Genomic DNA, 25460 nt, shown 5'->3' with positions numbered 1-25460 from the left:
GGATCATGTGCACATGTTACTGTCGATTCCACCTAAATATGGGGTGGCAGAAGTAGTGGGCTATTTAAAAGGAAAAAGGCTATTGAGATAGCGAAACATTTTGAAAAAGTTTGTAAAATAACAGGAGCGAGTTTCTGGGCGAGAGGATATTTTGTAAGCACGGTAGGAGTAGGAGAACGGGAAATTCGGCTCTACATAGGGAACCAGGAAAAAGAAGACAGGAAGGTGGAGCAGCTTAAGCTGCTGTAATTCGCCGTAGGCGAATAGCAAAAACCGCTTTGAGCGGTTACCGCGTTTCAAGCCCCCGGCTTTGCCGGGGGTTTTGACAAAAATTTCTGAAAAAAGTTCTTTTCCCCTATTCCTTCGCGGCGTCGGCGCGTGCGGCCTTGAGGGCTGCGTTCTGCTGGTTGCGGGCCTGCGTCAGGGCGCTGCGGCGCTGGCGGGCGGCTTCGCGCAGATCGGCAACGGCATCGGTCTCGTCGACGATTTCCCGGCCGAGCATCTCTTCAAGCACGTCTTCGAGGGATACGACGCCAGCCAGCCCGCCGTATTCGTCCAGCACGATGAAAAGATGGAGCCGCGATTCCAGAAATTCCAAAAGCAGCTTGTCCACCGTCTGGTTCTCAAGGACGAAACGGACGGGCTGCATGATATCGAACAGCGTCTTTTCCCCCTGCCCCTGAGAGACATAGCGCCCGATGTCCTTGCGGAGCACGATGCCGACGATGTCCTCGTTGTCGTCGCCGTAGACGGGGATGCGGCTGTAGTGCCAGATCTGGGGGTGGTTGTAGGCGTCCTTGACCGAAATGTCCTCCTGGAGGGAGAAAACCATCGTGCGCGGGGTCATGATCTCGCGCACATGCTTTACGTCCAGCGAGAGGATGTTCCTGATGGCGTTCTCTTCATACTGTTGGATGCGCCCGGTCTGGCGGGAGAGGCTGGTGATCGCCCGGATGTCGTCTTCGGTGGCGGAAGGGCCGCTCTGGGGCGAGGCCACGAGGCGCGTCAACATGCTTGAGAACCAGATGAACGGCTTGAAGATGAGGACCATAAGCCGGAGAGGGCGGGCCATGCCGCTGGCGACGCCGCAGGCGTGGGCCACGCCGAGCGTTTTGGGGAGGATTTCCCCGAGCGCGAGGATGAGGATGGTCAGCCCCGCCGCGAACAGCGCGGTATTGTCCGCACCGAGCACATTGGCGGCGACGGCGCCCGCTATGGCGGCCCCGGCGGTGTTCGCCACCGTATTGAGGGTGAGGACGGCGGCGATGGGCTGATCGATGCGGGAACGGAGCTGGTACAGCAGCTCGCCTGTGGCGGACCCTTGCTTGCGCAGGTTTTCGATATAGGTCCAGGGGACGGAATAGAGGGCCGCTTCGGTCATGGAGCAGATCGCGGAAATCAGCACCACAAGAAAGACGGTGAGCAGCAGAGTGATCATGATCGGGACCTTGCCGGGCCGTCGGCCCCGGCTGTTGAAAGGGATATGGAGTATGGGAGTGTAGCCTTGACGGTGGCGGAAGGCAATGCCCCTATTCGGCGGAAGGGCAGGGCTGCTGCCGGATACGGGGCGCGATGCCCTTTCTCCATTTTTTCCGGAAAGAGAAAAAACGGGGAAGTAGCCGAAAAGGACAAGAAAACCCTTGACGTCCTAGGCTTCTTTGTATAGATATGCGTTTCCCCACTTGATGTGGGTCATCCCTGTGCGGCAGGGAAGGGTGGATGCACTGTCCATCCTGCTATGTCGGCCATCAGGCCGACTTTGACATTTGCAGGCGTCACTGATTGCCGAAAGGATGTCAAGAGCCGTTAGAGCTGTGGGAATCCCTCACGAATCTCCAGCTGTAAAGGTCTTGTTAAGGGGCGAGAGCCCTTAGGTGACCCCTGCGGGACTACCTGTCTTATTGGATGTTCATCCAATACAGGCCAGGCTGGCGAAACATGGGTTGACTTCATTATGGAAATGGAGAGCAGTCGGAGTGACGCCGGAATGGCCATCCCTCCTCGTCCCAATCTCCCGCGTACATAATTGAAGTCTGCACGTAACCAAAAGGTTCGTGGCGACCCACGTAGCTGCCGTCTGGTCTTTGCCAGGGTTGGCCGAAGCGTTCACGTACATACGCTTTGGAACCGGCCTTTTCGAAGGTCGGCTGCTGTGTGGAGGTTCGGTTCGTTTCGTTGCTCTTTATGAACGATACCGGACAATTGTTGCCAGATAACGGAGTAGACGCAATGACGACAGTGAGCAGTGATCGTATCCGCATCAAGCTCAAGGCTTACGATTACCGCATCCTTGACAAGGCTGTGGCGGAAATCGTCGATACGGCTCGGAATACGGGCGCGGGCGTGGCAGGGCCAATTCCTCTGCCCACCAATATCAATAAATTCACCGTGAACCGCTCTGTGCACGTGGACAAGAAGTCCCGTGAACAGTTTGAAATGCGGATCCACAAGCGGCTTATGGACATCCTGGAACCCACGCAGCAGACCGTGGACGCCCTCGGCAAGCTCAGCCTGCCTGCGGGTGTGGATGTGGAAATCAAGCTTTAGCGAGGAATGTCATGGCTGAGAAAATGGGAATTCTGGGTCGCAAGCTTGGCATGACCCGCATCTTCGCTGGAGACGGTTCTGCCGTGGCTGTGACGGTTGTTCAGGCTGGTCCTTGCCCTGTTACCCAGGTCAAGACCGCTGAAACGGACGGCTACAACGCTCTGCAGATCGCCTTCGAAGAAGCCAAGGAAAAGCATGTGACCAAGCCTATGAAGGGTCACTTTGCCAAAGCCGGAACGGCTCTTTACCGCAAGGTTCGCGAAATCCGCCTCGACGGTCCGGCCGCTTACGAAGTGGGCGCCGTGCTGACCGCGGACGTGTTCGCCGCCGGCGACAAGATTAAAGTAACTGGTACGAGCCTCGGTAAGGGGTACCAGGGCGTCATGCGCCGCTGGAACTTCAAGGGCTCCAAGGACACGCACGGTTGTGAAAAGGTGCATCGTTCCGGTGGTTCCATCGGTAACAACACCTTCCCCGGTCACGTGTTCAAGGGCAGGAAGATGGCGGGCCACTGGGGTGCCGAACAGGTAACCGTGCAGGGCCTTGAAATTGTGGACGTGCGGACGGAAGACAACGTCATCCTTATCCGCGGTTCCGTGCCCGGGCCCAAGAACGGTCTCGTTCTGGTGCGCAAGCAGTAGGTAGGGAGAGAAACAATGGCTGTCGTGAAAGTATACGATCAGGACAAGACGGAACAGGGCGAACTGACCCTGACTCCCGAAGTGTTCGAGGTCGCTGTGAGGCCGGAGATTCTCCACCTCGTGGTGCGGGCTCAGCTCGCTGCCAAACGGGCGGGCACTCACTCGACCAAGACCCGGGCGATGGTTTCCGGCGGCGGCGTGAAGCCGTGGCGCCAGAAGGGCACCGGCCGCGCTCGCGCCGGTTCCAACCGTTCCCCCGTGTGGCGTGGCGGCGCGATCCTTTTCGGACCCCAGCCCCGCAAATACGATTTTAAGGTGAACAAGAAGATCCGCAAGCTGGCCCTGCGCATGGCGCTCTCTTCGCGCCTCGCCGGTGACAACCTGCTCGTGGTCAAGGGCTTTGACCTGCCCGAAGCGAAGACCAAGGTGTTCGCCAAGATCGCAGGCAATCTGGGCCTTTCCAAGGCTCTCATCATCGCTCCCGAAGAATCGCGCAATCTTGTGCTTTCTTCCCGGAACCTGCCCGGCATCACCCTGACCACCCCGGATCAGCTCAGTGTGTATGAGATCCTGAAGCACAAGCAGCTCGTGCTTCTGGAAGGCGCCGTGGAACCCGTTGAAACGCGGCTGAAATAAGAGGTTGGCCATGGATCATACGCAGATTCTCTTGCGGCCCGTGGTGACCGAAAAAGCGACCTTCCTGCGCGATGGCGCGAATCAGGTTGCTTTCTTCGTCCACCCCGACGCCAACAAGATTGAGATCAAGAAGGCCGTGGAAACCGCCTTCAATGTGAAAGTGACTGACGTGAACGTGGTTACCCGTAAGCCCACGGAACGCGTGCGGAACCGCAAGGTGAGCCGCGTCCCCGGATGGCGCAAGGCCTATGTGACCCTCGCGTCCGGTGAAAAGATCGAGTTCTTTGAGGGAGTGTAAACATGGCTGTGCGCAAGCTGAAACCCACCTCGGCGGGCCGTCGCTTCCAGACGGTTTCCGACTTTGAGGAAATCACCAGAACCACGCCTGAGAAATCCCTTACGGAAGGTCTCACCAAAAAGGCTGGTCGTAACAACCATGGTCGTGTCACCAGCCGCCGTCGCGGCGGTGGCGTGAAGCGCCTGTATCGTATCATCGACTTCAAGCGCAACAAGCTCGATATCCCGGCCACTGTCGCCCATATCGAGTACGACCCGAACCGTACCGCCCGCATCGCGCTGCTGCACTATGCCGACGGTGAAAAACGCTATATCCTTGCACCTTTGGGCGTGAAGCAGGGCGACGTGATCGTGTCCGGCGAAAAGGCCGACATCAAGCCCGGCAACGCGCTTCCCATGGCCCGCATTCCTGTGGGTACGGTGCTGCACAATATCGAACTGAACCCCGGTCGCGGCGGTCAGTTCTGCCGCGCCGCTGGCACCTATGCCCAGCTCGTGGCCAAGGAAGGCAAGTACGCCCTGTTGCGTATGCCCTCCGGTGAAGTCCGCAAGGTGCTGGCTACCTGCCTCGCCACCATCGGCCAGGTCGGCAACATCCAGCACGAGAACATCTCCCTGGGCAAGGCTGGCCGTAATCGCTGGCTCGGTCGTCGTCCCAAGGTTCGCGGCGTGGCCATGAACCCGGTCGACCATCCGCTCGGCGGTGGTGAAGGCAGAAGCTCCGGCGGCCGTCACCCCGTTTCCCCGTGGGGTATGCCCACCAAGGGCTACAAGACCCGCGATAAGAAGAAGCCCTCGTCGCGTCTCATCGTTAAGCGCCGCGGCCAGAAGTAGGAGCTGTTATGCCCAGATCACTGAAAAAAGGTCCCTTCGTGGACGACCATCTGATGAAAAAGGTGGAAACGGCCGTCGAAACCAACGACCGCCGTGTGGTGAAGACCTGGTCGCGCCGGTCCACCGTCCTGCCCGAAATGGTGGGAATCACCTTTGCCGTGCACAACGGCAAGAAGTTCCTGCCCGTTTTCGTCACCGAAAACATGGTGGGACACAAGCTTGGGGAATTCGCGCCGACGCGCACCTTCCACGGCCATGCCGCCGACAAGAAGACCAAGGCCAAGAAATAACGGGTGCCAATCATGGAATCGAAAGCTACTGCCAAATTCGTGCGCGTTTCTCCGCGCAAGACCAGGCTGGTCGCCCGCAACGTGAAGGGTATGCCTGTTGAGGCTGCCATGAACCTGCTGCGCTTCACGCCTAATAAGCCCGCCGGCGTCATTCTCGGTGTGGTCCGTTCGGCTCTCGCCAACGCGGAACACAACGCCAGCATGGACGTGGATGCTCTGGTCGTTAAGGAAATTTTGGTGAACGAAGGTCCTACCTGGAAGCGGTTCATGCCGCGCGCCCAGGGCCGCGCCACCAACATCCACAAGCGTACCAGTCACATTACCGTGATACTCGCAGAAGGGCAGGAATAAGTCATGGGTCAGAAAGTTCATCCGTACGGATTCCGGCTTGGGTATAACAAGAACTGGCAGTCCCGCTGGTTCAGCAAGAAAGACTACCCTGCCTTTGTGTATGAAGACCACGAAGTCCGCAAGTATGTGAAGAAGCTCCTCTACAGCGCCGGTATCTCCAAGATCGAGATCGAACGCGCCGGGGGCAAGATCCGCCTCATCCTTTCCACCGCCCGCCCCGGTATCGTCATTGGCCGCAAGGGCGTGGAAATTGAAAAGCTTCGCAACGACTTGCGTGCTAAGTTCGGACGCGAGTTCTCTCTTGAAGTGAACGAAATCCGCCGTCCTGAAGTGGATTCCCAGCTGGTGGCCGAAAACATCGCTCAGCAGCTTGAACGCCGCGTCGCGTTCCGTCGCGCCATGAAGCGCACGGTGACGATGGCCCGCAAGTTCGGTGCCGAAGGCATCAAGGTGACCTGCTCCGGTCGTCTCGCCGGTGCGGAAATCGCCCGCACCGAATGGTACCGCGACGGTCGCGTGCCGTTGCAGACCCTGCGTGCCGACATCGATTACGGCTTCGCCGAAGCGCGTACCACGTACGGCATCATCGGCGTCAAGGCGTGGATCTACAAAGGTGAAATCCTTGACAAAGAGGTTGAAAGGTAATGCTCGCTCCCAAAAGAGTTAAATTCCGCAAGTGGCAGAAAGGCCGCCTGCGTGGTCCCGCTCTCCGCGGTGCCACCATCGCCTTCGGCGATATCGGTTTGAAGACTGTGGAGCACGGAAAGCTGACCAACCAGCAGATTGAAGCCGCCCGTATCGCCATGATGCGCCACATCAAGCGCGGCGGGAAAGTGTGGATCCGCGTGTTCCCCGACCATCCGGTCACCGCGAAGCCTCTCGAAACCCGTCAGGGTTCCGGTAAGGGCGCCCCGGTGGGTTGGTGCGCTCCGGTCAAGCCCGGCCGCATCCTGTACGAAATCAAGGGCGTCAGCCTCGAGCTGGCCAAGGAAGCCCTCACCCGCGCCGCGCACAAGCTGCCGGTCAAGACAGTGATTGTGGTGAGAGAGGGTCTGTAGTATGAAAGCAAAAGAACTGAAAGAACTCGGCGTGGAAGAGCTCAAGGCCAAACTCGCCGAACAGCGGCAGGAACTTTTTAATCTGCGCTTCCAACATACGACCGCTCAGCTGGAAAAGACTTCGTCCATTCCCGCCGCCCGGAAGAACATCGCGCGGATTCTGACCGTCCTGAAGGAAAAGGAATAGCACCATGTCTCAAGCCATGGAAAACCGCAAGGGCCGCATGCTTATCGGTACCGTGGTCAGCGACAAGAACGACAAGACCATCGTCGTTCGCGTTGAGACCCTGGTGAAGCATCCGCTCCTGAAGAAGTTCGTGCGTCGCCGCAAGAAGTTTACCGCTCATGATCCCATGAACGAATGCGGCATCGGTGATAAAGTGAAAATCGTGGAATTCCGTCCCATGAGCCGCAACAAGCGCTGGCACCTGGTGACTATCCTCGAAAAGGCCGTGTAGGAGTTACGTCATGATCCAGGTTGAATCCACGCTTCAGGTTGCCGATAACTCCGGCGCCAAGAAAGTGGCCTGCATCAAGGTGCTGGGCGGCTCTCATCGGCGTTACGCCACCGTGGGCGATATCATCATGGTTGCCGTCAAGGAAGCCATCCCCCACAGCAAGGTGAAGAAGGGCGACGTGATGCAGGCCGTAATCGTGCGCACCGCGAAAGAAGTGCGCCGCGTTGACGGTTCCTACATCAAGTTTGACTCCAATGCCGCCGTGCTGCTTTCCAAGCAGGGCGAACCCGTGGGTACCCGTATCTTCGGACCCGTGGCCCGTGAACTGCGTGCCAAGAACTTCATGAAGATCGTGTCCCTCGCGCCTGAGGTTCTGTAGGAGTCATTGTCATGAAACAGTTTCGTATCCGCAAGGATGACAAAGTAATGGTCATCGCTGGCAAGGATCAGGGCAAGATCGGCAAGGTCTTGAAGGTCCTTCACAAGCATGACTCTGTTGTGGTGGAAAAGGTCAATGTGGCCAAGCGCCACGTGAAGCCCAACCCCTATCGGCGCGAGCCCGGCGGGATCGTGGATAAGGAAATGCCCATCCACGTCTCCAACCTCATGGTCGTGTGCCCCGCCTGCGCCGCTCCCACCCGCGTGGGCTACCGCTACGCGGAGGACGGCAAGAAAATCCGCTTCTGCAAGAAGTGCAACGAAACGCTGTAGGTGAACCACCATGACCCGTCTTGAAAACGTTTACCGCGAGAAAGTGGTCCCGGTATTGCAGAAGGAGTTTGCGTACAGCTCTCCCATGCAGATTCCCGGGATTGTCAAAATTTCGCTGAACATCGGCCTCGGTTCTGCCAGCCAGAACAACAAGCTGATGGAAGAGGCCATGAACGAACTGTCCGTCATTGCCGGACAGAAGGCCGTGATGACCCGCGCCAAGAAGTCCATCGCCGCGTTCAAGCTGCGTGAAGGCATGCCCATCGGTTGCCGCGTGACGCTCCGCAAGGAACGCATGTGGGACTTCCTGGACAAGCTCATGAACTTCGCTCTGCCCCGCGTGCGCGACTTCCGCGGCATCCCGGATCGTGGCTTCGACGGCCGTGGCAACTTCACCCTCGGGATCAAGGAACATGCGATCTTCCCTGAAATGGAAGCCGACCGCATCGAAAACCCGAAGGGCATGAATATTACCATCGTGACCACCGCCACCACGGACAAGGAAGGCAAGTTCCTGCTCGAGCAGCTGGGCATGCCTTTCAGAAAGTAAGGAGTTAGGATAGTGTCGCGTACTTCTCTTGAAGTAAAGGCCGCCCGGAAACCCAAGTTTTCCAGCCGCGCCTACAACCGCTGCCCCATCTGCGGCAGACCCCACGCTTACATGCGTAAGTTTGGACTGTGCCGTATCTGCTTCCGCAATATGGCCCTCCGCGGGGATCTTCCCGGCGTTCGCAAGTCCAGCTGGTAACCGTGAAAGGGTATAAGGAGACCATTCGATGATGACTGATCCTATTGCAGATATGCTGACGCGTATCCGCAACGCGCACTTGGCCCTGCACAAGGAAGTGAGTGTGCCGAGCTCGAAGATGAAGGAAGCCATTGCTGCCATCCTCAAGCAGGAAGGGTACGTCGATGACGTAACCGTGGAAGACCGCAACATCAACATCCAGTTGAAGTACTTCAAGGGCAAACCCGCCATTGAAGGTCTGAAGCGGATGAGCAAGCCCGGTCGCCGGGTGTATGTGGGCGCCCACGAAATCCCCCGCGTGCAGAACGGCCTCGGCATCTGCATCCTGTCCACTTCGCACGGGGTGCTCGCTGGCGACAAGGCTCACCAGATGAAGGTGGGCGGCGAACTTTTGTGTGAAATCTGGTAGGCGGGTGTAGCATGTCGAGAATCGGAAAACTGCCCATCGCCATTCCCTCCGGTGTCGAGGTGAAGGTTGGGGCTGATGTCGTTGAAGTGAAGGGAGCGAAGGCTGCGCTTACCACCCCGGTGTGCGACCTTCTTTCCTATGAAGTGGCCGACGGCCACATCACGCTGACCCGCAAGGCCGAGACGCGCGAATCCCGCGCTCAGCACGGCCTGCGCCGCACCCTCCTTGCCAACTGCATCGAGGGCGTGACCAAAGGGTTCTCCAAGACCCTCGAAGTCATCGGCGTCGGTTACCGTGTTGCTGTGAAAGGTAATGTGATAGAACTTCAGGTGGGCTTCTCCCACCCTGTTCTCGTGGAACTGCCTGCTGGACTGTCCGCGAAGGTCGAAGGTCAGAAGCTCACCATCATGGGCGCTGACAAGGTCCTCGTGGGCGAAATGGCCGCTCGCATTCGCCGCATCCGCAAGCCTGAACCCTATAAGGGCAAGGGCATCAAGTACGAAACCGAAACCATCCTGCGCAAGGCCGGTAAGTCCGGCGGCAAGGGTAAATAATCGGGGCGCGCTATGAGCACTATGACCAAGAATGAAGCCAGACAGCGCAGAAAGATCCGCATCCGCAAAAAGATTTCCGGTACGGCCGAACGGCCTCGCCTGGTGATCTTCCGCTCCAACCTGCACATGTATGCGCAGGTCGTGGACGACCTCACCGGCGCCACGCTTGCCGCCACCTCCACCCTGGTTCTCTCCAAGGGCGGGGAAAAGGTCAGCTGCAACAAGGCTGGCGCTGAAGCGGTAGGTAAGGAAATTGCCCGTCTGGCCAAGGAGAAGAGCATCGAAAAGGTGGTCTTCGACCGTAACGGATATCTCTACCACGGCAAGATCAAGGCCGTGGCCGATGGCGCCCGCGAAGGCGGCCTCGAGTTCTAACCCGGAGAGGATAGCACTGTCATGGAACAGAATGAACTGGGTTTCATCGAGAAGATCGTCTCCCTGAACCGGGTTGCCAAAGTCGTGAAAGGCGGTCGTCGCTTCAGCTTCAGCGCCCTGATGGTCGTTGGCGATGGTAACGGGAACGTAGGATTCGGCCTCGGCAAGGCTCAGGAAGTCCCTGAAGCCCTGCGCAAGGCCACTGAACACGCTCGCAAGAACATGGTGAAGGTGCCCCTGATCGAAGGGACCCTTCCCTATGAAATCCTTGGCGAGTTCGGCGCTGGTCGCGTCATGCTCAAGCCCGCCTCCCGCGGTACCGGCATCATCGCCGGTGGCGCCGTGCGTGCTGTCATGGAAGCGGCCGGGGTGAACGATGTGCTTGCGAAGGCCATCGGGACCAACAACCCCCACAACGTGCTGCGGGCCACCATGGCCGGCCTCGCTGCCCTGCGCAGCGCGGACGCCGTGAGCGAAATCCGCGGCATGAAACTGGAAGCCCCCAGGAAGTAAGCGCCATGTCTGAAATTACGATCAAACTCGCTAAGAGCCGTATCGGCTGCACGCCCAACCAGAAGAAGACTCTGGACGCGCTCGGGCTGCGCCGCCGCGAAATGGTTAAGACCTTCCCGGATAACCCTGCCGTCCGCGGCATGATCGCCAAGGTGTCCCACCTGGTTGTTGAGGTTACCAAAGCATGAATCTGAACGAACTCTATCCCTTCGCGGAAGATCGCAAGTCCCGCAAGCGCGTGGGCCGTGGTTCCGGTTCCGGCTTGGGATGTACGTCCGGCAAGGGTAACAAGGGTCAGAACGCCCGCTCTGGCGGCGGTGTCCGCCCCGGCTTTGAAGGCGGCCAGATGCCCCTTCAGCGTCGTCTGCCCAAGCGTGGTTTCAAGAACTATCTCTTCAAGGTCGAATACGAAGTGATCAATATCGCTCGCCTCGTGGCCGCCTTTGAAGGCAAGAGCGAAATCTCCCTTGATGACATCTACGATCGCGGCCTCTGCCCCTTCGGCGCTCCGGTGAAAATCCTGGGCGAAGGGGAACTCTCCGCCGCCATCAAGGTGGAAGCGCATAAGTTCAGCCAGTCCGCTGCGGATAAGATCCGCGCCGCTGGCGGTGAAGTCAAAGAACTGGAAGTGGAAGGGTAGGTGACTCGTGGCTCTTGGTGGTGCGGATAACCTTGCCCGTTCGCCTGAACTGCGTACAAAGCTGCTCTGGACGCTGGGCCTTCTCTGCGCGTACCGGATCGGGGTGCATATCCCGGTTCCGGGCGTCGACGGGGGGGCCCTCGCCCACTTCTTTGAAAGCGTGGCAGGCACCCTGTTTGGTCTGTTCGACATGTTTTCCGGCGGCGGCCTGCGGAACGTTTCCGTGTTCGCCCTCGGTATCATGCCGTACATTTCGGCCTCAATCATCCTTCAACTCCTGCAGGTGGTCAGCCCCGAGCTGAAGCGCATGGCCAAGGAAGAGGGTGCGGCAGGTCGCCGTAAAATCACCCAGTACACGCGCTACAGCACGGTTCTTATCACCATCATTCAAGGCTTCGGCATCGCCGTGGGCCTTGAAACCATGTACAGCCCCGGCGGCGTTCCCGTCGTCCTCGAACCGGGCTGGACCTTCCGCATCATGACCATGCTGACCCTGACCGCTGGTACCGTGCTCATCATGTGGCTCGGCGAACAGATTACGGAAAAGGGTATTGGCAACGGTATTTCCCTGATTATCTTTTCAGGTATCGTTGTGGGCATTCCCGGTGCTCTGGTGAAGTCCTTCCAGCTCATCAAGCTGGGCGACATGAGCCTGTTCATCGCTCTTGCCCTCGTGATTTTGATGGTTGCGGTGCTCATTGGCGTCGTCTTCATGGAACGTGCCCAGCGGCGCATTCCCATCCAGTACGCCAAGCGCCAGGTTGGGCGGAAGATGTATGGCGGCCAGTCCACGCACTTGCCGCTGCGCGTGAATACGGCCGGGGTTATCCCGCCCATTTTCGCGTCGAGCTTGTTGCTGTTCCCGGCCACGATGGCGAACTTCGACATCGCGGATTGGCTGAAAACGGCGGCTTCGTGGTTTACGCCTTCTTCCATTCTGTATAATGTGATCTTCATCGCCCTGATTTTCTTCTTCTGCTTCTTCTATACGGCCATCATCTTCGATCCGAAGGATGTGGCCGAGAACCTGAAGAAGGCTGGCGGCTTCATCCCCGGCATTCGCCCCGGTGAAAAGACGCAGGAATATCTGGACGCTGTCCTTTCTCGCCTGACCCTTTGGGGTGGCGTGTATATCTCGGTTATTTCAGTGCTTCCCATGCTCCTCATTGCGGAGTTCAACGTGCCGTTCTATTTCGGCGGTACGAGTATCCTCATCCTTGTGGGTGTCGCAATGGACTTCATGTCGCAGATCGAGTCTCATCTCATCTCGCGCCAGTATGAAGGGCTGATGGGCAAGACCCGGATTAAGGGGCGGAGCTGATCGTGAAGAAGTACCGCGGCGTTTTCCTCAAAAATGAGAGGGAAATAGGCCTTCTGCGCGAAGCGAATAGAATGGTCGCGATGATTTTGGACGAGTTGGGCAGGCAGGTTCGCCCCGGCCTCCCGACCATGCACTTCGAAGAGATCGTCCAGAACATGTGTCGCGAATTCAAGGTGAAGCCCGCGTTTCAGGGCATGTACGGTTTTCCGTACGGCCTGTGCTGCTCGGTGAATGAAGTCATCGTGCACGGGTTCCCTTCCGAAGACGTCATCCTCAAAGAAGGCGACATTGTCAGCTTTGACGTGGGGACCGTATATGAAGGGTTCTATGGGGACGCGGCCCGTACCTTCGCCGTGGGGGATGTTTCCCCCGAGGCGGCCCGCTTGCTGCGGGTGACGGAAGAAAGTCTCGCCCTGGCTGTGGCCGAAGCGAGATCCGGTAATGAACTCAACGACATCGCTGGCGCTGTGCAAAAACACGCCGAAGGTGCCGGGTTCCATGTGGTAAGACGGTTTGTTGGGCACGGCATCGGTTCGACGTTGCACGAAAAACCCGAAGTTCCCAACTACGTTGTGACCACGAAACCGGCGTTGCCGCTCAAGACCGGCATGGTGCTGTGTATTGAGCCCATGATCACGGTGGGAACACCGGAAGTGGAGATTCTGGACGACAAGTGGTCGGCGGTGACCCGAGACAGGAGTCTCGCCGCCCATTTTGAGCATTGTGTGGCTATCCTTCCGGGTGGACCCCAGATACTGGACCTTCCTTGAAGAAAACCATGTCGTGCATTGACAGCATGTAAAAAAAGAGCTAAGGCTTCCTGTTCCGGCAGTATTTTTGTGCTGCCGAGGAAACCTGTGGAGAGACTTGTCATGAAAGTCAGGCCATCCGTAAAAAAGATTTGCCCGAAGTGCAAAGTCATCCGGCGTAAGGGCGTACTCAGGGTTATCTGCGAAAATCCCCGGCACAAGCAGCGCCAGGGCTAGCCTTCAGGAGAAAGACTGTGGCCAGAATAGCTGGTGTTGACCTGCCCAGAGGCAAGCGCGCGGACATCGCGTTGACTTACATCTACGGCATCGGCCGTGTAACGGCCTTGAAAATTCTTGACGCTTCGGGCGTCAACTGGACTCGCGGCATCGATGATCTCACCGCTGAAGAACTGAACGAAGTCCGTAAGGAACTCGAACAGAGCTACAAGGTGGAAGGCGACCTGCGCCGCGAAATTTCTATGAACATCAAGCGTCTCATGGACATCGGTTGCTACCGTGGCCTGCGTCACCGCAAGGGCCTGCCCGTTCATGGACAGCGTACCCACACCAACGCCCGTACCCGTAAGGGTCCCCGCCGTGGTGCTGTAGGTAAGAAGAAGTAAAGGAACCTTCCGGCATGACCAGCTTCCGTTTCGGCGGGCTGATTGTGCGAAACGTTCACTGATACGACCGGATACGCCCGGTTACGGAAGCAAATCATGGCTAGACCAAAACGCGTTGCCAAGAAAAGAGAAAAGAAGAACGTGCCCCTTGGTGTGGCTCACATCCAGGCCTCGTTCAATAATACTATCATCACTTTTACCGATACTCGCGGAAACACCGTGAGCTGGGCGAGTGCCGGACAGAGCGGGTTCAAGGGTTCCCGTAAGTCCACGCCCTTTGCCGCGCAGGTTGCTGCCGAACAGGCCGCCCGCAAGGCTCAGGACAACGGCATGCGCACTGTGGGTATCTACGTGAAGGGACCGGGTTCCGGTCGTGAAGCCGCCATGCGCGCGATCAACGCCGCCGGTTTCAAGGTTGCCTTCATTCGTGACGTTACCCCCATTCCCCACAACGGCTGCCGCCCGCCGAAACGGCGTCGCGTCTAGTCGCGCTCACAGGAGGACACCGCCTTGGCCAAATATAATGATGCCAAATGTCGTTTGTGCCGTCGTGAAGGCACGAAGCTCTTGTTGAAGGGCGACCGTTGCTTCACCGACAAGTGCGCCTTTGACCGCCGCCCCTACGCGCCCGGTCAGCATGGCCGCGCCCGTAAAAAACTGAGCGACTACGCCGTCCAGCTGCGTGAAAAGCAGAAGGTGCGTCGCGTTTATGGCGTTCTGGAAAAGCAGTTCCACGGTTACTTCGTCCACGCCGATATGGCGAAGGGCGTGACCGGCGCGAATCTGCTCGCTTTCCTCGAACGCCGTCTGGACAACGTCGTGTACCGCCTCGGCTTCGCCAACTCCCGGACTCAGGCCCGTCAGTTGGTCCGCCACGGCGTCTTTACGCTGAACGGTCATAAGGTCACCATCCCTTCCCTTCAGGTGAAGGTTGGCGACAGCGTTGAAGTTCCCGAAAAGAGCAGAACCATCCCTGTTCTCGCCGAAGCTCAGGAAGCCGTGGCCCGTCGTGGCTGCCCCTCCTGGCTGGAAGTGGACGCTCCCAACTTCAAGGGTATTGTGAAAGCACTGCCGCAGCGCGACGACATTCAGTTCCCCATCAACGAGCACCTCATCGTCGAGCTCTACTCCAAATAAGCGGGGGCTTACATGCTCTTCAGACAAGGCAACAGGCTTATCAATTCACGCAACTGGGCCAAACTCGTTCGGCCGGAACAGATTGTGTGCGACAGCGATCCCAACGATACCATGTACGGGAAGTTCACCTACGAACCTCTCGAACGCGGGTATGGGGTCACCATCGGCAATGCCTTGCGTCGGGTACTGCTTTCGTCCCTTCAGGGCGCAGCCTTCGTGGCTGTGAAGATCTCCGGCGTGCAGCATGAGTTTACCACCATCCCCGGAGTGCTGGAAGATATTACGGATGTTATCCTGAATATCAAACAGGTTCGCTTGGGTATGACGACTGACGAGCCCCAGCATCTGACGCTTTCCGTGTCGAAGAAAGGCCCGGTGACAGCCGCGGATATCATGACCAACGCCAATGTGGAAGTCTTGAACCCGGAACTGCACATCGCGACCCTCACCGAAGACATGGAGCTCAGCATGGAGTTCGAGGTGCGCATGGGCAAGGGCTATGTGCCCGCTGATATGCACGAAGGTCTTCCGGACACGATCGGGCTTATCAAGCTGGACGCAAGCTTCTCTCCCGTGCGTAAGGTGGCGTATACCGTGGAACAGGCCCGCGTGGGCCAGATGACCAACTACGACAAGCTGATTCTTGAAGTGTGGACCGACGGTTCCGTTCTTCCCGAAGACGCTATTGCGTATAGCGCCAAGATTATTAAGGATCAGATTTCGGTCTTCATCAGCTTTGATGAACGCATCTCCGGCGAAAGCGGAGGGGAAGGCGGCGGCAGCGCCGACATCAACGATAACCTCTTCAAGGGGATCGATGAGCTGGAGCTGTCCGTGCGGGCGACCAACTGTCTGCGCAGCGCCAATATCGCCACTGTCGGCGAGCTGGTGCAGCGGCCCGAAGCCGAAATGCTGAAGACGAAGAACTTTGGGAAGAAGTCCCTTGACGAAATCAAGGCCGTGCTCGAAAGCATGGGACTCGATTTCGGCATGAAGATCGACAACTTCGAGAAGAAATATCAGGAATGGAAGAGGAAACAACACCATGAGGCATAGCAATTCCGGCAAAAAGCTCGGCAGAACGCCTTCGCATCGCAAGGCTCTGTTCCGCAACATGGCTTCCGCGATGATCACTTACGGCAAGATCCGCACGACGGAAGTGAAGGCCAAAGAACTGCGCCGGGTGGTGGAACCTCTGATCACCTTGGCCCTTCGCAACGATCTGCACTCCCGCCGTCTGGCCTATGAAACCTTGAACGACCACAAGCTCGTGCAGCGTCTTTTCGACGTGGTCGCTCCCCTGTTCGCCGGCGTCCCCGGCGGCTACACCCGGATCACCAAGATGGCGCTTCCCCGTAAGGGCGACTGCGCTCCCATGGCGATCCTTGAATTCACCCGCCAGCCTGAAGCTGCGGCTGAAAAGAACTAAGTCCGGCTCACACCCGGCCCGCTTCGGCGGAATGATTGACTGATTCCTCCTGTACGCAGGTGAGGATATGAAAGGTCGTCTGAAATTCAGGCGGCCTTTCGTGGTGTTGGACAAAAAGAAAACTGGGGGAGAAAACTTTCTGAAGAAAGTTTTCTCCCCCAGACCCCCTCTTTCAAAGACTTTCGACGTTATCGAATCCCTCTTCATAGCTTTTCTTATTTTGACAACATCCGGCTCTCCGCCGGATTTTTTTGTGGGCAAAGAAATGCTGATTCTATTCGCCCGGTTTTTGAGGATAGAGGCTTTTACGCCGCTTCAATCCCAGACAAAAAGGCAAGACCCATCATTCAGCTGGGGCTGCCATTTCGAGAAAACTGCAAACAGGGATTCGATAAGGGGGAAAGTCTTGGAAGGGAGGGGGCGTGGGGGAGGGGAGAGGGAAACTTTCTCCAGAAAGTTTCCCTCTCCCCTCCCCCACATTTATTGCTCTAGAATCCCTTTTCCTTCATCCACATGATGAGGTCGGCGACGCGGTTGGAGTAGCCCCATTCGTTGTCGTACCACGAGACAATCTTGGCGAGCTTGCCGTCCTGTACGGTCGTGTATTCGGCTTCGACGATGGAGGAGTGCGGGTTGCCCTTGAAATCCATCGAGACGAGCTGGGCGTCGCTGTAGGCGAGGATGCCCTTCAGTTCGCCCTCGGCGGCTTCCTTGAGTGCGGCGCGCATCGTGTCGGTGTCGGTGTCCTTGTTCAGGATGGCGGTGAAGTCCACCACGGAGACGGTTGGGGTGGGCACGCGCAGGGACCAGCCGGTGAACTTCCCCTTGAGCGAGGGGATAACCTTGGCCACGGCCTGCGCCGCACCGGTGGAGGTGGGGATGATGTTGCAGGCGGCGGCACGCGCCCGGCGCAGGTCCTTGTGAGGCAGATCGAGGATGCGCTGGTCGTTGGTGTAGGCGTGCACGGTGGTCATCGCACCGGAAACGATCCCGAAGAGGCGTTCCACGACGAGGGCTACCGGAGCGAGGCAATTCGTGGTGCACGAGGCGTTGGAAACGACATGGTGCTTGGCCGGATCGTAGTCGTTGTGGTTTACGCCCATGACGATGGTGAGATCCTCTTCCTTCGCCGGGGCGGTGATGATGACTTTCTTGGCGCCGTTCTCGATGTGGACATGGGCTTGTTTGGCGGAGCGGAAAATACCCGTGGATTCGACCACCACGTCGACGCCATAGGCTCCCCAGGTAAGGAGCTTTGGATCGCGTTCCGCGAAGCAATGGATCTTCCAGTCGCCTACGGTGGCATTGTCGCCTTCCACCACGGCGTCAAGATTGGCACGGCCGTAGTTCGTATCGTATTCGAGCAGATGGAAGTTGGTTTCCGCATCGAAGAGGTCGTTAATGGCGACGACTTCCACTTTATCCTGATATTTGGCATGCAGAGCGCGGAAGACCTGCCTGCCGATACGGCCGAAACCGTTGATGCCGACTCTTACTTTTTGCATGTGGAATCCTTTAGTCTTCAAAGACCTGATAGTTGTAGGACGTCAGCAACTCGTAGTTGAGGCGGGTCGCTTCGTGCATACGGGCGTTTTCAATGGCTATGGCGGAAATGTTCGCTACGCCGAGCATGAAATCGCATTCGTCCGGGGTGAAATCGCGCTCTTCGCTGGAATAGACGCGCAGGATGCCGATGGCTTTGCCGTTCACCATCAGCGGGGCGGACAGGACGGAAACGAGCCCTTCGGCCTTGGCGCTCTCGGGGTACTGGAACCGGCCGTCGCTACACGCATCGCGCAGGTGGATGAGTTTGCCCTTGAGGACTTCGCCGTCCAGCCCGCTCTTGGCCACTTCGACGGGGCCTTTGCGCATGTAACCGGAAGAGAGGCCCCACGCCGCGCTGGCGAGCAGAAGCTTTCCCGTACGGTCAAGCAGGCGAAGCGTGCTTGCCTTGCAGTTCATGGCTTTGGCAGTCTGTTCCGTGATCTTGTGCAGCACCACGGTGGGTTCCAAGCTGGAATTAATCACCGTCGCCACTTCCAGCAGAGCACGAAAATAATCATGACCTGTCATTGCGTTTCTCCTTTGCCGCCGCCCGCCATGCCGGGCATGGCCGCGGCGCGTTACGGAATTACGGGGAGACGCGCTCCGCAGGCGTTTGCGGAACGGCGGTCCGCCGTGTAAATGTCTCGAAAAACGTTCCGCCGGGCCGTTTTCCAGGCCACCGGGGGATGGGAAATCTCTTCCGCTCTGGGCTAACTCTTTGCGTAGGCGGCGAGTACCGCGTCAATGAGGTGGCCGCGCACGGCGGTGCGATCGAGGTGGTTGACCGCCGCGATGGTCACGCCCGCCGGTGAGCACACCTGTTCGCGCAGGATGGCGGGATGGCTCCCCGGCAGTGCCGCCAGCTTGGCGGAGCCGAGGACCAGCTGCGTCACCAGCTCAAGCGCCTCCTGACGGGTAAAGCCCATGGTGACGCCCGCCTCGGCGAGGGCGTCCATGAAATGGAAGACATAGGCCGGGCCGCAGCCCACCAGCGCCATGAACGCGTTGAACTTCTTTTCCGGCAGCACGATGGTGGAGCCGAGCAACCCGAACAGGTCCAGAATCATGGCGAACACGTCTTTGGGCAGCGCCGGATCCTCCTGGATGCCGAACACGCCTGCGCCCACGAGGGCGGGGGTATTCGGCATGACGCGCACCACATGGCAGCGGCCCTGTACTGCGTCGCGCAGATCGTGCAGCGTAACCCCGGCGGCGATGGAAATGACGACGGTTTCCGGCTTCAGGGAGGGCAGGGCTTCGGCGAGCACGCCGCCGACGAGGTAGGGCTTCACTCCGATGACGAGGATGTCGCAGCGGGCGGCGATGCCGGGGATATCCGGTACGGCGGTTATACCCTTGGCACAGAGTGGCTCAAGACGCTGAGGCGTGCGGTTGTAGCCGTAGAGTTCCAGACCGGGAACCTCGGCGAGCCCGCCGAGGATGGCCCCGCCCATGTTGCCGCAGCCGATGCAGCCGATACGCTTGCTGCTGAGAGATGCCGGTGTGTCCATGATCTTCCTTTTCTGAAAATGTCGCGTGCGGAACAGGTCCGGCACAGGGAAATGAAGAGGCCGCTTTCCTCCGCCGTCGTGCGGGAAAGCTTTGCAGCCGCACCCAAAGAGGATCGAGATCCTCAGGAGGCTTGCTACGGCTAATGCTCGATAGGCGACGTGGGATCGTCCTGCCGTTCGGAGGGGATGTCTTCCGAGGCAAACGCCTCTTCTTCGACGGGCTGGAGGCGCAGGGGAACCAGGCGGATGTCCTTGTCCCGTTCCTGCGACCACCGCTTGAGCGCCGCGAGAACGTGCGGGGCAGGGGTGGCTATGACCACGGCGTGCCCTTTGGCCCGCGCCGTTTCTTCCGCCTTTTTCAGGTCGGCGAGCACGGCGCCTTCGGTTTTTGGGCCATCATTCAGCGTGAGTGCCCTGCGCCACGCCGGAAGGCCGCGCCTTCGCGCCTCCGCGTATAAAATTGACTCCTGATGGGTCACGTCGTCAAGCACATATAGCCCGGAACGTGCGAGAATTTCACAGAAACGTTGTGTCGCCTCCGTATCCGTGGTCAGCCGGGAGCCCATAAAGTTGCTCGCGCCCGTGGCGTAGGGCACATGGCCGAGGGCGTCGTCCATCAGGATCCGCATGTCTTCCTCGGACATCTTCGTGGTGATTTCGCCGGGGCCCGCCTTGACGAAGGGCGATTGCATCGTCTCCATCGGCATGTCCACAAGGACCTCCTGCCCGGCCTCGTGCGCGGCCGTCGCCGTCGCCGCCGCGTCCTTGGCAAAGGGCAATACGGAAAACGTGATCGGCAGCTTCAGGGCCAGCAGCGAGGCCGTTACGGCCTTGTCGCCGCCCAATTCGTTCATGACGATGGTCAGGCGCGGGGCTTTGTCCGTGGGCGGCAGGATGGGGAAGGCCTCGGTCGTGGCTTCAAACCAGATTTCGTGCGTCAGTACGCCCTTGGTCGCCAGCGTGAGCTTGCCCGGCGATTCGGTGAGCACGGCGCGGTCGGCCCATGTGTCGAGGCTTTCGGCCAGCGCGTTGAGGAAGCGGAATACCGGTTCGGGGGGGCCTTTCACATCGCCCGTTTCGGCGGACGGCGCATTCCCGTTTTCGTTCCGAGGCGCTTGCTGGGCCGGATCCTGGACAACGGGAGGCAGATAGATGCGCATCCGCTGGAGGTGGTAGATATCCTTGCCTTGCGTGCGGTAGTCGGACGTCAGGAGGAGGATGCGCCCCTTGTCGAGCTTGAGCCGCAATACGGTCTGGAGCAGGGCGAAGTCGATCTGGCGGGCAGCGTCGGTCAGGGTTCCCGAACCCTCCTGATAGGGCAGGGTATTCTGCCGGATGGCGTCCTTCATCTGATTGCCCAGATGGCTGCCCGGCGGGAGGATGGATTCGAGGGAGGCTTCGGTAACCGGAGCCGGTTTGGGGAACAGGGCCTCCACGGCCTGCCCCGCTTTCTCGGTGACCAGACGGGACGTCGCCGCCGTCGTCTCAATGGTTATGAACGCGGTCCGCTGTACGCTGCGCGCCGTGTAACTGGCGGCTTCCCACACCGCATACGCGATGAGGAACAGGATGGCCGCCAGCAAGGTGGCCAGAACCGATCCCTTGAACGTCCTGGCTGTGTATGGATACGGATCAGGCAGGTGCACGCCACGCGCGGCCAGCCGTTTCCGCAGTGCGGGAAACCACTCCATGAAACTCCAATGGCATCGGCAGGGAACTGCCGTTGTACATACGGACAGGAGGGATCGCGGGAAAACCGGCGATGCCCTCCTGCCGAGGATTGCTGTTAGTGGATGGTACGGATCTTGGGAAGGCTCTTCACGAACTGGAGGCTCATGCGGAGCTGGTTGTCACGCTCAAGGAACTCCTTCGCGTCGGGCAGCGGTTCGTTCGCCGCCGGAGCGGGCGTTTCCACCTTCTTGCCGGACGCCTTGCCCTTGTCGCCGTCGGTCTTTTCAAGATGCTTGTTCAGATCCTTCTCACGGATCATGCGCAGGGAGCTGAGCGGCGCGGGCTTTTCCTTCGGCGCTTCGAAAGGCACTTCCAGATCGGGCATGATGCCTTCGGCCTGGATGGAGCGGCCGGACGGCGTGTAATAGAGCGCCACGGTCAGCTTGAGGCCCGAGCCGTCGGACAACGGGATGATGTTCTGCACCGACCCCTTGCCGAAGGTGCGTTCGCCAACGAGCAGGGCGCGCTTCTGGTCGCCGAGCGCTCCGGCCACGATTTCCGAGGCCGAGGCCGAACCGCCGTTTACGAGCACGACGAGGGGGGTGTCGATGATGTCGGTATCTTGCGGCTTGGCGACGAATTCGCGGGCGGTTTCTTCCTGGCGGCCGCGCATGGAGACGATGACGCCCTTGTTCAGGAACGCGTCGGAGACGCTGACGGCCTGATCCAGCAGCCCGCCGGGGTTGTTGCGCAGGTCGAGGATGATGCCCTTGATGGGGCCCTTGCGCTTGGCGTCGGACAGGGCGTCGAGCAGCTCCTGCGTGGTGCGTTCGCTGAAGCGGGTGAGGCGGACCCAGTAGTAGCCGGGCTCAAGTTCGCGGGACTTCACGCTGATGAGCGGGATGGCGTCGCGCTTGATGCGCAGGTCCACGGGCTCCTTGGAGTCGCGGTGCAGGATGGTCAGCACCACTTCGGAGCCCTTGGGGCCGCGGATATGCGAGACGGCTTCCTGAAGCGTCATTTCCAGCGTGGGCTTGCCGCCCACGGCGAGGATGATGTCGCCGGACTTCATGCCGCCCTTGTCGGCGGGCGTATCTTCGATGGGGGTCACGACGGTCAGCTGGTTGTTCTCCATCGTGATTTCGATGCCGATGCCGAAGAATTCGCCGGACGTGCTTTCCTGCATATCCTTGAATTCTTCCTTCGACAGCATGGTTGAGTGGGGATCGAGGGATTCGAGCATCCCTTTAAGCGCGCCGTTCACCAGATCGGGGCGCGGGGTTTCCTTCACGTAATACCGCTCGACGATGTCGAGGACCTGGCTGAACCGTTTGAGCGCATCGAAGCGGCTGTCTTCTCCGGCGGCAAAGGCCTGTCCGAATGTCAACGAACCGACGGTCAGGAGTGAGAGCAAAAAGAGCGCGACGGCCCGTGACTTCCTATACATACAACAGCCTCCGAAGCTGAAAACAGTAGCTGAAAACAATGGGGTTGAAGATACCGGGGTTCTTTTGAAAACGCAAATGTTCTGAAAGGGCGTATTTCCTGGTTTCTTTCCCTCCAGCCGGGATGGGCCGGCTGGAGGGCGCGGACATGCCGCCGGGAAAGCCTTGAAGATTCATTTCCAGCCCTTACCATAAGAGTGGGCGGGGCAATGTAAAGAGGCCGGGATAGCGGAAAAGGTATGGCGGGCATGAAACCGCGGATCTTTTTTTCTCAGGAGAGCATTTTTTCTGTTGACAGATCAGGGCAGGCCGGGTAAATACCTCTCCTGCATGGGCAGTTAGCTCAGTTGGTAGAGCATCGCCTTCACACGGCGGGGGTCACAGGTTCAAGTCCTGTACTGCCCACCATGCACGGAGCGGTAGTTAAGTCGGTTATAACGCCGGCCTGTCACGCCGGAGGCCGAGGGTTCAAGTCCCTTCCGCTCCGCCATTTTTTAAGGACATCCTTTGTTGAGGGTGTCCTTTTTTTGTGCCGTTGACGCCAGACGGGTGCCCCTGTATACACGGTACCTTTTCAGGCTCTACCGTCCCTTCCGGCCTGTCCCATTCATGATAAAGATCGCCTTTCAGGCAGGTTCTCCTCCATAAGGTTTTTCCCGAAAAGGGAACCGCGGGCATGAACGCCTTCGGGAGATGCCGCCTTGCTCTTTTCCCTTCCCTGATGGCCGCCTTTCCTGCCGTTAGGGTTTTGTTGCTTCCCGTTTCTCGGGGCATCCGGGCTGTTCCATGCAAAAAAAGCATAATTTTTTAGGGGGGAGACATGAAGAAACAGCTCATCCTCGTAGGCGGGGCAATGGGCGTGGGGAAAAGCGCCGTCTGCCGAGAGCTGTTGCGGCAGCTCACGCCGGGCGTCTGGCTGGACGGCGACTGGTGCTGGAACATGAACCCTTTTGTCGTTTCGGAAGAAAACAAACGGATGGTGCTGTCCAATATCACGCATCTGCTCAGAGCCTATCTGAACAATTCGAGTTACCGCTACGTGCTGTTCTGCTGGGTCATGGATCAGCCCCTCCTTTTCGAGGCCGTGCTCGGCCCGCTTCGGGATATCCCCTTTACGTTGCACAGTTTTTCACTCGTCTGCACGGAGCAGGCTCTGCGGGAACGGCTGGAACGCGACGTACGGGACGGCATCCGGGAGGCCGACGTCATCCCGCGAAGCCTCCGGCGGCTGCCTGCCTACGCCGCACTGCCGACATGCAAACTGGATGTGACGTCCCTGACGCCCTACGAAGCCGCCTGCGCAATCGCTGCATCCGTAGGAAGGGCGTCTTCCCGAAGAGTGCCGGGTCTCTCCGGGGCCGGCGAAAGCTGGCACGGGGCCTGACGGCACCGGACGTCTTGGAAGAAAAAGGAGGGGCGTTCCGGCAACAGAGAAGGGGAAGGAACCCTCTCTCCAGAAAGGCTTCCTTCCCCCGTTTTCTTTTCCAGCAACCCTTACTTGTAGCTTTCGATCAGCGCGTTGGCGCGGCCCTGCGCCTTCTGGATGCGGACGCGGAGGCTGGCCTTGTAGACGTCCATGTCCTCAATGGGCTTGCGGGCGACGCCGGTGTCCATCGCGGCCTGCGCGACAGCCGGGGGCAGCCATTCGATGAGGCGGGGATCAAAGGGCTTCGGGATGACGTACCCCTGCCCGAAGCTGAAGGTCTGGCCCTGATAGGCGGCGGAAACTTCGGCGGGCACCGGCTCCTTGGCCAGCGCGGCGAGGGCGCGGGCGGCGGCAAGCTTCATGGCCTCGTTGATTTCCGTGGCGTACACGTCCAGTGCCCCGCGGAAAATGTAGGGGAAGCCGGAGAGGTTGTTGATCTGGTTCGGGAAGTCGGTGCGGCCCGTACCCATGATGCAGTCGGGGTGGGTTTCCATCGCCAGCGGATAGGCGATTTCGGGATCGGGGTTCGCGCAGGCGAAAATGACCGGATGGTCGGCCATGCCCTTGATCATGTCGGGCGTGAGGAGATCCTTCTTGGACAGGCCGAGGAAGAGGTCCGCGCCCTTGAGGGCTTCGGTCATGGTCATGTCTTCGGACAGGGCGAACTGCGCCTTGTACTTGTTCAGATCCGTGCGTCCCTTGTGCAGGATGCCCTTGGAGTCGAACATGCGGATATTGGCGGGATCGATGCCGAGTTCGGTGTAGAACTTGGCGCAGGCGATGGCCGCCGCTCCGGCCCCGGACACGACCACGATGAAGTCTTCGGCCTTCTTGCCGGTGATTTCCAGCGCGTTGATGAGGCCCGCGCCGGAAATGATGGCCGTGCCGTGCTGGTCGTCGTGGAACACCGGGATGTTCATTTCCTTCTTGAGCACCTCTTCGATGTAGAAGCACTCGGGGGCCTTGATGTCCTCAAGGTTGATGCCGCCGAAGGTGGGCTCAAGGGCCTTCACCACTTCGATGATCTTGTCGGGATCGGTGAGGGCGAGGTTGATGTCATAGGCGTTCACGTCCGCGAACGCCTTGAAGAGCACGCTTTTGCCTTCCATGACCGGCTTGCCCGCGAGGGGGCCGATGTTGCCGAGCCCGAGGACGGCGGTGCCGTTGGAAACGACAGCCACGAGGTTGCCGCGCCCGGTGTAGGCATTGGCGAGGGAAGGATCGTCGGCGATGGCGAGGCAGGCGTTGGCGACGCCGGGGGAATAGGCCATCGACAGGTCTTTCTGGGTGAAGCAGGGTTTGACGGGAAGGACTTCAAGCTTTCCCGGGCGGGGTTCCTCATGGTAGGCGAGGGACTCTTCCTTGGTGAACAACGCCATGACGATCTCCTGTGGTTTGGGTTCAAATGAGGTGCAAAAGCGATAGCATAAGGAGGAATAGGGGGCAATGGCGGCTTCCCTGTTCATGGAATTCCTGTTATGCTGAAACGGTATGCCGGGAAAAGAGCCGTCGGCGGTCCGCGTTGCGGCCCCGGGGCGTCC

Annotated in this window: 38 protein-coding genes, 2 tRNA genes and 1 pseudogene; 34 read left to right on the top strand and 7 right to left on the bottom strand. The window is 59.1% G+C overall.

Annotated features, from left to right (window positions below; genetic code table 11):
• Positions 1–249 (top strand): annotated as a pseudogene (gene tnpA, locus T370_RS24375) (IS200/IS605 family transposase); the annotation flags it as partial.
• A gap of 106 nt (positions 250–355) precedes the next feature.
• On the opposite strand, the gene T370_RS0112010 reads toward tnpA, so the two are convergent.
• Positions 356–1438 carry a hemolysin family protein gene (locus tag T370_RS0112010; protein ID WP_005027827.1) on the bottom strand — a complete coding sequence of 361 codons (1083 nt, stop codon included), beginning with the start codon at positions 1436–1438 and terminating at the stop codon, positions 356–358.
• A gap of 791 nt (positions 1439–2229) precedes the next feature.
• Here T370_RS0112010 and rpsJ point away from each other — a divergent pair.
• The 30 genes from rpsJ to T370_RS25020 all read left to right on the top strand — a co-directional run bounded on the left by rpsJ (position 2230) and on the right by T370_RS25020 (position 16838).
• Positions 2230–2547 (top strand): 30S ribosomal protein S10, encoded by a 318-nt coding sequence (rpsJ, locus tag T370_RS0112005; protein WP_005027826.1) that lies wholly within the window; start codon positions 2230–2232, stop codon positions 2545–2547.
• 11 nt (positions 2548–2558) lie between these two features.
• Positions 2559–3188 (top strand): 50S ribosomal protein L3, encoded by a 630-nt coding sequence (rplC, locus tag T370_RS0112000; RefSeq protein ID WP_005027825.1) that lies wholly within the window; start codon positions 2559–2561, stop codon positions 3186–3188.
• Between the two features lie 15 nt (positions 3189–3203).
• Entirely contained in the window at positions 3204–3824 is a 621-nt protein-coding gene (rplD, locus tag T370_RS0111995; protein WP_005027824.1) for a 50S ribosomal protein L4, read from the top strand.
• Positions 3825–3834: 10 nt separating this feature from the next.
• Complete coding sequence (gene rplW / locus T370_RS0111990) at positions 3835–4122, top strand: 50S ribosomal protein L23 (RefSeq protein ID WP_005027822.1); 288 nt, start codon at positions 3835–3837, stop codon at positions 4120–4122.
• Positions 4123–4124: 2 nt separating this feature from the next.
• Positions 4125–4955, top strand: a complete 831-nt coding sequence (gene rplB, locus T370_RS0111985; RefSeq protein ID WP_005027821.1) for a 50S ribosomal protein L2 — start codon at positions 4125–4127, stop codon at positions 4953–4955.
• An 8-nt stretch (positions 4956–4963) separates the two neighbouring features.
• A complete protein-coding gene (gene rpsS / locus T370_RS0111980; RefSeq protein ID WP_005027819.1) occupies positions 4964–5245 on the top strand; it encodes a 30S ribosomal protein S19 in 282 nt (93 codons plus the stop codon).
• 12 nt (positions 5246–5257) lie between these two features.
• Positions 5258–5596, top strand: coding sequence for a 50S ribosomal protein L22 (rplV, locus tag T370_RS0111975; protein ID WP_005027818.1), 339 nt, complete (start codon positions 5258–5260; stop codon positions 5594–5596).
• Positions 5597–5599: 3 nt separating this feature from the next.
• Positions 5600–6241: a 30S ribosomal protein S3 gene (rpsC, locus tag T370_RS0111970; protein ID WP_005027817.1), complete on the top strand. Its 642-nt coding sequence runs from the start codon at positions 5600–5602 to the stop codon at positions 6239–6241.
• A complete protein-coding gene (gene rplP / locus T370_RS0111965) occupies positions 6241–6654 on the top strand; it encodes a 50S ribosomal protein L16 (protein WP_005027816.1) in 414 nt (137 codons plus the stop codon). The genes rpsC and rplP overlap by 1 nt, the downstream gene beginning before the upstream one ends.
• A gap of 1 nt (position 6655) precedes the next feature.
• Complete coding sequence (rpmC, locus tag T370_RS0111960; RefSeq protein ID WP_005027815.1) at positions 6656–6841, top strand: 50S ribosomal protein L29; 186 nt, start codon at positions 6656–6658, stop codon at positions 6839–6841.
• A 4-nt stretch (positions 6842–6845) separates the two neighbouring features.
• A complete protein-coding gene (gene rpsQ, locus T370_RS0111955) occupies positions 6846–7112 on the top strand; it encodes a 30S ribosomal protein S17 (RefSeq protein WP_005027813.1) in 267 nt (88 codons plus the stop codon).
• A gap of 10 nt (positions 7113–7122) precedes the next feature.
• Complete coding sequence (gene rplN / locus T370_RS0111950) at positions 7123–7491, top strand: 50S ribosomal protein L14 (RefSeq protein WP_005027812.1); 369 nt, start codon at positions 7123–7125, stop codon at positions 7489–7491.
• Between the two features lie 11 nt (positions 7492–7502).
• The gene (rplX, locus tag T370_RS0111945) at positions 7503–7823 is read left to right on the top strand and encodes a 50S ribosomal protein L24 (RefSeq protein ID WP_005027811.1); all 321 of its coding nucleotides are present in this window, start codon (positions 7503–7505) and stop codon (positions 7821–7823) included.
• A gap of 10 nt (positions 7824–7833) precedes the next feature.
• Positions 7834–8373: a 50S ribosomal protein L5 gene (rplE, locus tag T370_RS0111940; protein ID WP_005027810.1), complete on the top strand. Its 540-nt coding sequence runs from the start codon at positions 7834–7836 to the stop codon at positions 8371–8373.
• A gap of 12 nt (positions 8374–8385) precedes the next feature.
• Complete coding sequence (locus tag T370_RS0111935; RefSeq protein ID WP_005027809.1) at positions 8386–8571, top strand: type Z 30S ribosomal protein S14; 186 nt, start codon at positions 8386–8388, stop codon at positions 8569–8571.
• 28 nt (positions 8572–8599) lie between these two features.
• Positions 8600–8980 carry a 30S ribosomal protein S8 gene (rpsH, locus tag T370_RS0111930; protein ID WP_005027808.1) on the top strand — a complete coding sequence of 127 codons (381 nt, stop codon included), beginning with the start codon at positions 8600–8602 and terminating at the stop codon, positions 8978–8980.
• Between the two features lie 11 nt (positions 8981–8991).
• Complete coding sequence (gene rplF, locus T370_RS0111925; protein WP_005027807.1) at positions 8992–9534, top strand: 50S ribosomal protein L6; 543 nt, start codon at positions 8992–8994, stop codon at positions 9532–9534.
• Between the two features lie 12 nt (positions 9535–9546).
• A complete protein-coding gene (gene rplR, locus T370_RS0111920; protein ID WP_029435863.1) occupies positions 9547–9909 on the top strand; it encodes a 50S ribosomal protein L18 in 363 nt (120 codons plus the stop codon).
• Between the two features lie 21 nt (positions 9910–9930).
• Positions 9931–10422, top strand: a complete 492-nt coding sequence (rpsE, locus tag T370_RS0111915; protein WP_005027805.1) for a 30S ribosomal protein S5 — start codon at positions 9931–9933, stop codon at positions 10420–10422.
• 5 nt (positions 10423–10427) lie between these two features.
• Entirely contained in the window at positions 10428–10610 is a 183-nt protein-coding gene (rpmD, locus tag T370_RS0111910) for a 50S ribosomal protein L30 (protein WP_005027804.1), read from the top strand.
• Positions 10607–11062: a 50S ribosomal protein L15 gene (gene rplO, locus T370_RS0111905; protein ID WP_029435862.1), complete on the top strand. Its 456-nt coding sequence runs from the start codon at positions 10607–10609 to the stop codon at positions 11060–11062. The genes rpmD and rplO overlap by 4 nt, the downstream gene beginning before the upstream one ends.
• A gap of 7 nt (positions 11063–11069) precedes the next feature.
• Complete coding sequence (gene secY / locus T370_RS0111900; protein ID WP_005027802.1) at positions 11070–12383, top strand: preprotein translocase subunit SecY; 1314 nt, start codon at positions 11070–11072, stop codon at positions 12381–12383.
• A gap of 2 nt (positions 12384–12385) precedes the next feature.
• Complete coding sequence (gene map / locus T370_RS0111895) at positions 12386–13153, top strand: type I methionyl aminopeptidase (protein WP_005027800.1); 768 nt, start codon at positions 12386–12388, stop codon at positions 13151–13153.
• Between the two features lie 102 nt (positions 13154–13255).
• A complete protein-coding gene (gene rpmJ / locus T370_RS24370) occupies positions 13256–13369 on the top strand; it encodes a 50S ribosomal protein L36 (protein ID WP_005027799.1) in 114 nt (37 codons plus the stop codon).
• A 17-nt stretch (positions 13370–13386) separates the two neighbouring features.
• Positions 13387–13755, top strand: a complete 369-nt coding sequence (gene rpsM, locus T370_RS0111890) for a 30S ribosomal protein S13 (RefSeq protein ID WP_005027796.1) — start codon at positions 13387–13389, stop codon at positions 13753–13755.
• Positions 13756–13851: 96 nt separating this feature from the next.
• Complete coding sequence (gene rpsK / locus T370_RS0111885) at positions 13852–14241, top strand: 30S ribosomal protein S11 (RefSeq protein ID WP_005027795.1); 390 nt, start codon at positions 13852–13854, stop codon at positions 14239–14241.
• Positions 14242–14265: 24 nt separating this feature from the next.
• Positions 14266–14892 carry a 30S ribosomal protein S4 gene (rpsD, locus tag T370_RS0111880; RefSeq protein ID WP_005027794.1) on the top strand — a complete coding sequence of 209 codons (627 nt, stop codon included), beginning with the start codon at positions 14266–14268 and terminating at the stop codon, positions 14890–14892.
• A gap of 12 nt (positions 14893–14904) precedes the next feature.
• On the top strand, positions 14905–15948 hold the full coding sequence (locus T370_RS0111875) for a DNA-directed RNA polymerase subunit alpha (protein ID WP_005027793.1): 1044 nt from the start codon (positions 14905–14907) through the stop codon (positions 15946–15948).
• Positions 15938–16321, top strand: a complete 384-nt coding sequence (gene rplQ, locus T370_RS0111870; RefSeq protein WP_005027792.1) for a 50S ribosomal protein L17 — start codon at positions 15938–15940, stop codon at positions 16319–16321. The genes T370_RS0111875 and rplQ overlap by 11 nt, the downstream gene beginning before the upstream one ends.
• A 67-nt stretch (positions 16322–16388) precedes the next feature.
• Positions 16389–16838 (top strand): hypothetical protein, encoded by a 450-nt coding sequence (locus T370_RS25020; protein WP_156034413.1) that lies wholly within the window; start codon positions 16389–16391, stop codon positions 16836–16838.
• On the opposite strand, the gene gap is transcribed toward T370_RS25020, so the two are convergent.
• From gap to T370_RS0111845, 5 genes are all read right to left on the bottom strand, one after another.
• Complete coding sequence (gap, locus tag T370_RS0111865; RefSeq protein WP_029435861.1) at positions 16810–17826, bottom strand: type I glyceraldehyde-3-phosphate dehydrogenase; 1017 nt, start codon at positions 17824–17826, stop codon at positions 16810–16812. The genes T370_RS25020 and gap overlap by 29 nt on opposite strands.
• Positions 17827–17836: 10 nt before the next feature.
• A complete protein-coding gene (locus tag T370_RS0111860) occupies positions 17837–18394 on the bottom strand; it encodes a GAF domain-containing protein (RefSeq protein WP_005027790.1) in 558 nt (185 codons plus the stop codon).
• A 182-nt stretch (positions 18395–18576) separates the two neighbouring features.
• Positions 18577–19377, bottom strand: coding sequence for a pyrroline-5-carboxylate reductase (gene proC / locus T370_RS0111855; protein WP_029435860.1), 801 nt, complete (start codon positions 19375–19377; stop codon positions 18577–18579).
• A 140-nt stretch (positions 19378–19517) separates the two neighbouring features.
• Positions 19518–21068, bottom strand: a complete 1551-nt coding sequence (locus T370_RS0111850) for a divergent polysaccharide deacetylase family protein (protein ID WP_029435859.1) — start codon at positions 21066–21068, stop codon at positions 19518–19520.
• Positions 21069–21163: 95 nt separating this feature from the next.
• On the bottom strand, positions 21164–22495 hold the full coding sequence (locus T370_RS0111845; protein WP_005027787.1) for a S41 family peptidase: 1332 nt from the start codon (positions 22493–22495) through the stop codon (positions 21164–21166).
• 330 nt (positions 22496–22825) lie between these two features.
• Here T370_RS0111845 and T370_RS0111835 point away from each other — a divergent pair.
• The 3 genes from T370_RS0111835 to T370_RS0111825 all read left to right on the top strand — a co-directional run bounded on the left by T370_RS0111835 (position 22826) and on the right by T370_RS0111825 (position 23877).
• Positions 22826–22901, top strand: a tRNA-Val gene (locus T370_RS0111835).
• A gap of 5 nt (positions 22902–22906) precedes the next feature.
• Positions 22907–22983 (top strand) — tRNA-Asp (locus T370_RS0111830).
• Positions 22984–23313: 330 nt separating this feature from the next.
• Complete coding sequence (locus T370_RS0111825) at positions 23314–23877, top strand: AAA family ATPase (protein ID WP_005027786.1); 564 nt, start codon at positions 23314–23316, stop codon at positions 23875–23877.
• Positions 23878–23987: 110 nt separating this feature from the next.
• Here T370_RS0111825 and T370_RS0111820 read toward each other — a convergent pair whose 3' ends face one another.
• Positions 23988–25298 carry a malic enzyme-like NAD(P)-binding protein gene (locus tag T370_RS0111820; protein ID WP_029435858.1) on the bottom strand — a complete coding sequence of 437 codons (1311 nt, stop codon included), beginning with the start codon at positions 25296–25298 and terminating at the stop codon, positions 23988–23990.
• Between the last annotated feature and the right edge of the window lie 162 nt (positions 25299–25460).

Source organism: Bilophila wadsworthia ATCC 49260 (genome assembly GCF_000701705.1).
Classification (GTDB): Bacteria; Desulfobacterota; Desulfovibrionia; order Desulfovibrionales; family Desulfovibrionaceae; genus Bilophila; species Bilophila wadsworthia.
The sequence above is the reverse complement of the archived record's forward strand: the minus strand, read 5'-3'. Positions and strand labels throughout refer to the sequence as shown.

What these genes read in the sequence shown, in the direction of transcription:
- T370_RS0112010 (WP_005027827.1), bottom strand. Translation starts at nt 1,438, where the DNA reads ATGATCACTCTGCTGCTCACCGTCTTTCTTGTGGTGCTGATTTCCGCG.
- rpsJ (WP_005027826.1), top strand. Translation starts at nt 2,230, where the DNA reads ATGACGACAGTGAGCAGTGATCGTATCCGCATCAAGCTCAAGGCTTAC.
- rplC (WP_005027825.1), top strand. Translation starts at nt 2,559, where the DNA reads ATGGCTGAGAAAATGGGAATTCTGGGTCGCAAGCTTGGCATGACCCGC.
- rplD (WP_005027824.1), top strand. Translation starts at nt 3,204, where the DNA reads ATGGCTGTCGTGAAAGTATACGATCAGGACAAGACGGAACAGGGCGAA.
- rplW (WP_005027822.1), top strand. Translation starts at nt 3,835, where the DNA reads ATGGATCATACGCAGATTCTCTTGCGGCCCGTGGTGACCGAAAAAGCG.
- rplB (WP_005027821.1), top strand. Translation starts at nt 4,125, where the DNA reads ATGGCTGTGCGCAAGCTGAAACCCACCTCGGCGGGCCGTCGCTTCCAG.
- rpsS (WP_005027819.1), top strand. Translation starts at nt 4,964, where the DNA reads ATGCCCAGATCACTGAAAAAAGGTCCCTTCGTGGACGACCATCTGATG.
- rplV (WP_005027818.1), top strand. Translation starts at nt 5,258, where the DNA reads ATGGAATCGAAAGCTACTGCCAAATTCGTGCGCGTTTCTCCGCGCAAG.
- rpsC (WP_005027817.1), top strand. Translation starts at nt 5,600, where the DNA reads ATGGGTCAGAAAGTTCATCCGTACGGATTCCGGCTTGGGTATAACAAG.
- rplP (WP_005027816.1), top strand. Translation starts at nt 6,241, where the DNA reads ATGCTCGCTCCCAAAAGAGTTAAATTCCGCAAGTGGCAGAAAGGCCGC.
- rpmC (WP_005027815.1), top strand. Translation starts at nt 6,656, where the DNA reads ATGAAAGCAAAAGAACTGAAAGAACTCGGCGTGGAAGAGCTCAAGGCC.
- rpsQ (WP_005027813.1), top strand. Translation starts at nt 6,846, where the DNA reads ATGTCTCAAGCCATGGAAAACCGCAAGGGCCGCATGCTTATCGGTACC.
- rplN (WP_005027812.1), top strand. Translation starts at nt 7,123, where the DNA reads ATGATCCAGGTTGAATCCACGCTTCAGGTTGCCGATAACTCCGGCGCC.
- rplX (WP_005027811.1), top strand. Translation starts at nt 7,503, where the DNA reads ATGAAACAGTTTCGTATCCGCAAGGATGACAAAGTAATGGTCATCGCT.
- rplE (WP_005027810.1), top strand. Translation starts at nt 7,834, where the DNA reads ATGACCCGTCTTGAAAACGTTTACCGCGAGAAAGTGGTCCCGGTATTG.
- rpsH (WP_005027808.1), top strand. Translation starts at nt 8,600, where the DNA reads ATGATGACTGATCCTATTGCAGATATGCTGACGCGTATCCGCAACGCG.
- rplF (WP_005027807.1), top strand. Translation starts at nt 8,992, where the DNA reads ATGTCGAGAATCGGAAAACTGCCCATCGCCATTCCCTCCGGTGTCGAG.
- rplR (WP_029435863.1), top strand. Translation starts at nt 9,547, where the DNA reads ATGAGCACTATGACCAAGAATGAAGCCAGACAGCGCAGAAAGATCCGC.
- rpsE (WP_005027805.1), top strand. Translation starts at nt 9,931, where the DNA reads ATGGAACAGAATGAACTGGGTTTCATCGAGAAGATCGTCTCCCTGAAC.
- rpmD (WP_005027804.1), top strand. Translation starts at nt 10,428, where the DNA reads ATGTCTGAAATTACGATCAAACTCGCTAAGAGCCGTATCGGCTGCACG.
- rplO (WP_029435862.1), top strand. Translation starts at nt 10,607, where the DNA reads ATGAATCTGAACGAACTCTATCCCTTCGCGGAAGATCGCAAGTCCCGC.
- rpmJ (WP_005027799.1), top strand. Translation starts at nt 13,256, where the DNA reads ATGAAAGTCAGGCCATCCGTAAAAAAGATTTGCCCGAAGTGCAAAGTC.
- rpsK (WP_005027795.1), top strand. Translation starts at nt 13,852, where the DNA reads ATGGCTAGACCAAAACGCGTTGCCAAGAAAAGAGAAAAGAAGAACGTG.
- T370_RS0111875 (WP_005027793.1), top strand. Translation starts at nt 14,905, where the DNA reads ATGCTCTTCAGACAAGGCAACAGGCTTATCAATTCACGCAACTGGGCC.
- rplQ (WP_005027792.1), top strand. Translation starts at nt 15,938, where the DNA reads ATGAGGCATAGCAATTCCGGCAAAAAGCTCGGCAGAACGCCTTCGCAT.
- T370_RS25020 (WP_156034413.1), top strand. Translation starts at nt 16,389, where the DNA reads ATGAAAGGTCGTCTGAAATTCAGGCGGCCTTTCGTGGTGTTGGACAAA.
- gap (WP_029435861.1), bottom strand. Translation starts at nt 17,826, where the DNA reads ATGCAAAAAGTAAGAGTCGGCATCAACGGTTTCGGCCGTATCGGCAGG.
- T370_RS0111860 (WP_005027790.1), bottom strand. Translation starts at nt 18,394, where the DNA reads ATGACAGGTCATGATTATTTTCGTGCTCTGCTGGAAGTGGCGACGGTG.
- proC (WP_029435860.1), bottom strand. Translation starts at nt 19,377, where the DNA reads ATGGACACACCGGCATCTCTCAGCAGCAAGCGTATCGGCTGCATCGGC.
- T370_RS0111850 (WP_029435859.1), bottom strand. Translation starts at nt 21,068, where the DNA reads ATGGAGTGGTTTCCCGCACTGCGGAAACGGCTGGCCGCGCGTGGCGTG.
- T370_RS0111845 (WP_005027787.1), bottom strand. Translation starts at nt 22,495, where the DNA reads ATGTATAGGAAGTCACGGGCCGTCGCGCTCTTTTTGCTCTCACTCCTG.
- T370_RS0111825 (WP_005027786.1), top strand. Translation starts at nt 23,314, where the DNA reads ATGAAGAAACAGCTCATCCTCGTAGGCGGGGCAATGGGCGTGGGGAAA.
- T370_RS0111820 (WP_029435858.1), bottom strand. Translation starts at nt 25,298, where the DNA reads ATGGCGTTGTTCACCAAGGAAGAGTCCCTCGCCTACCATGAGGAACCC.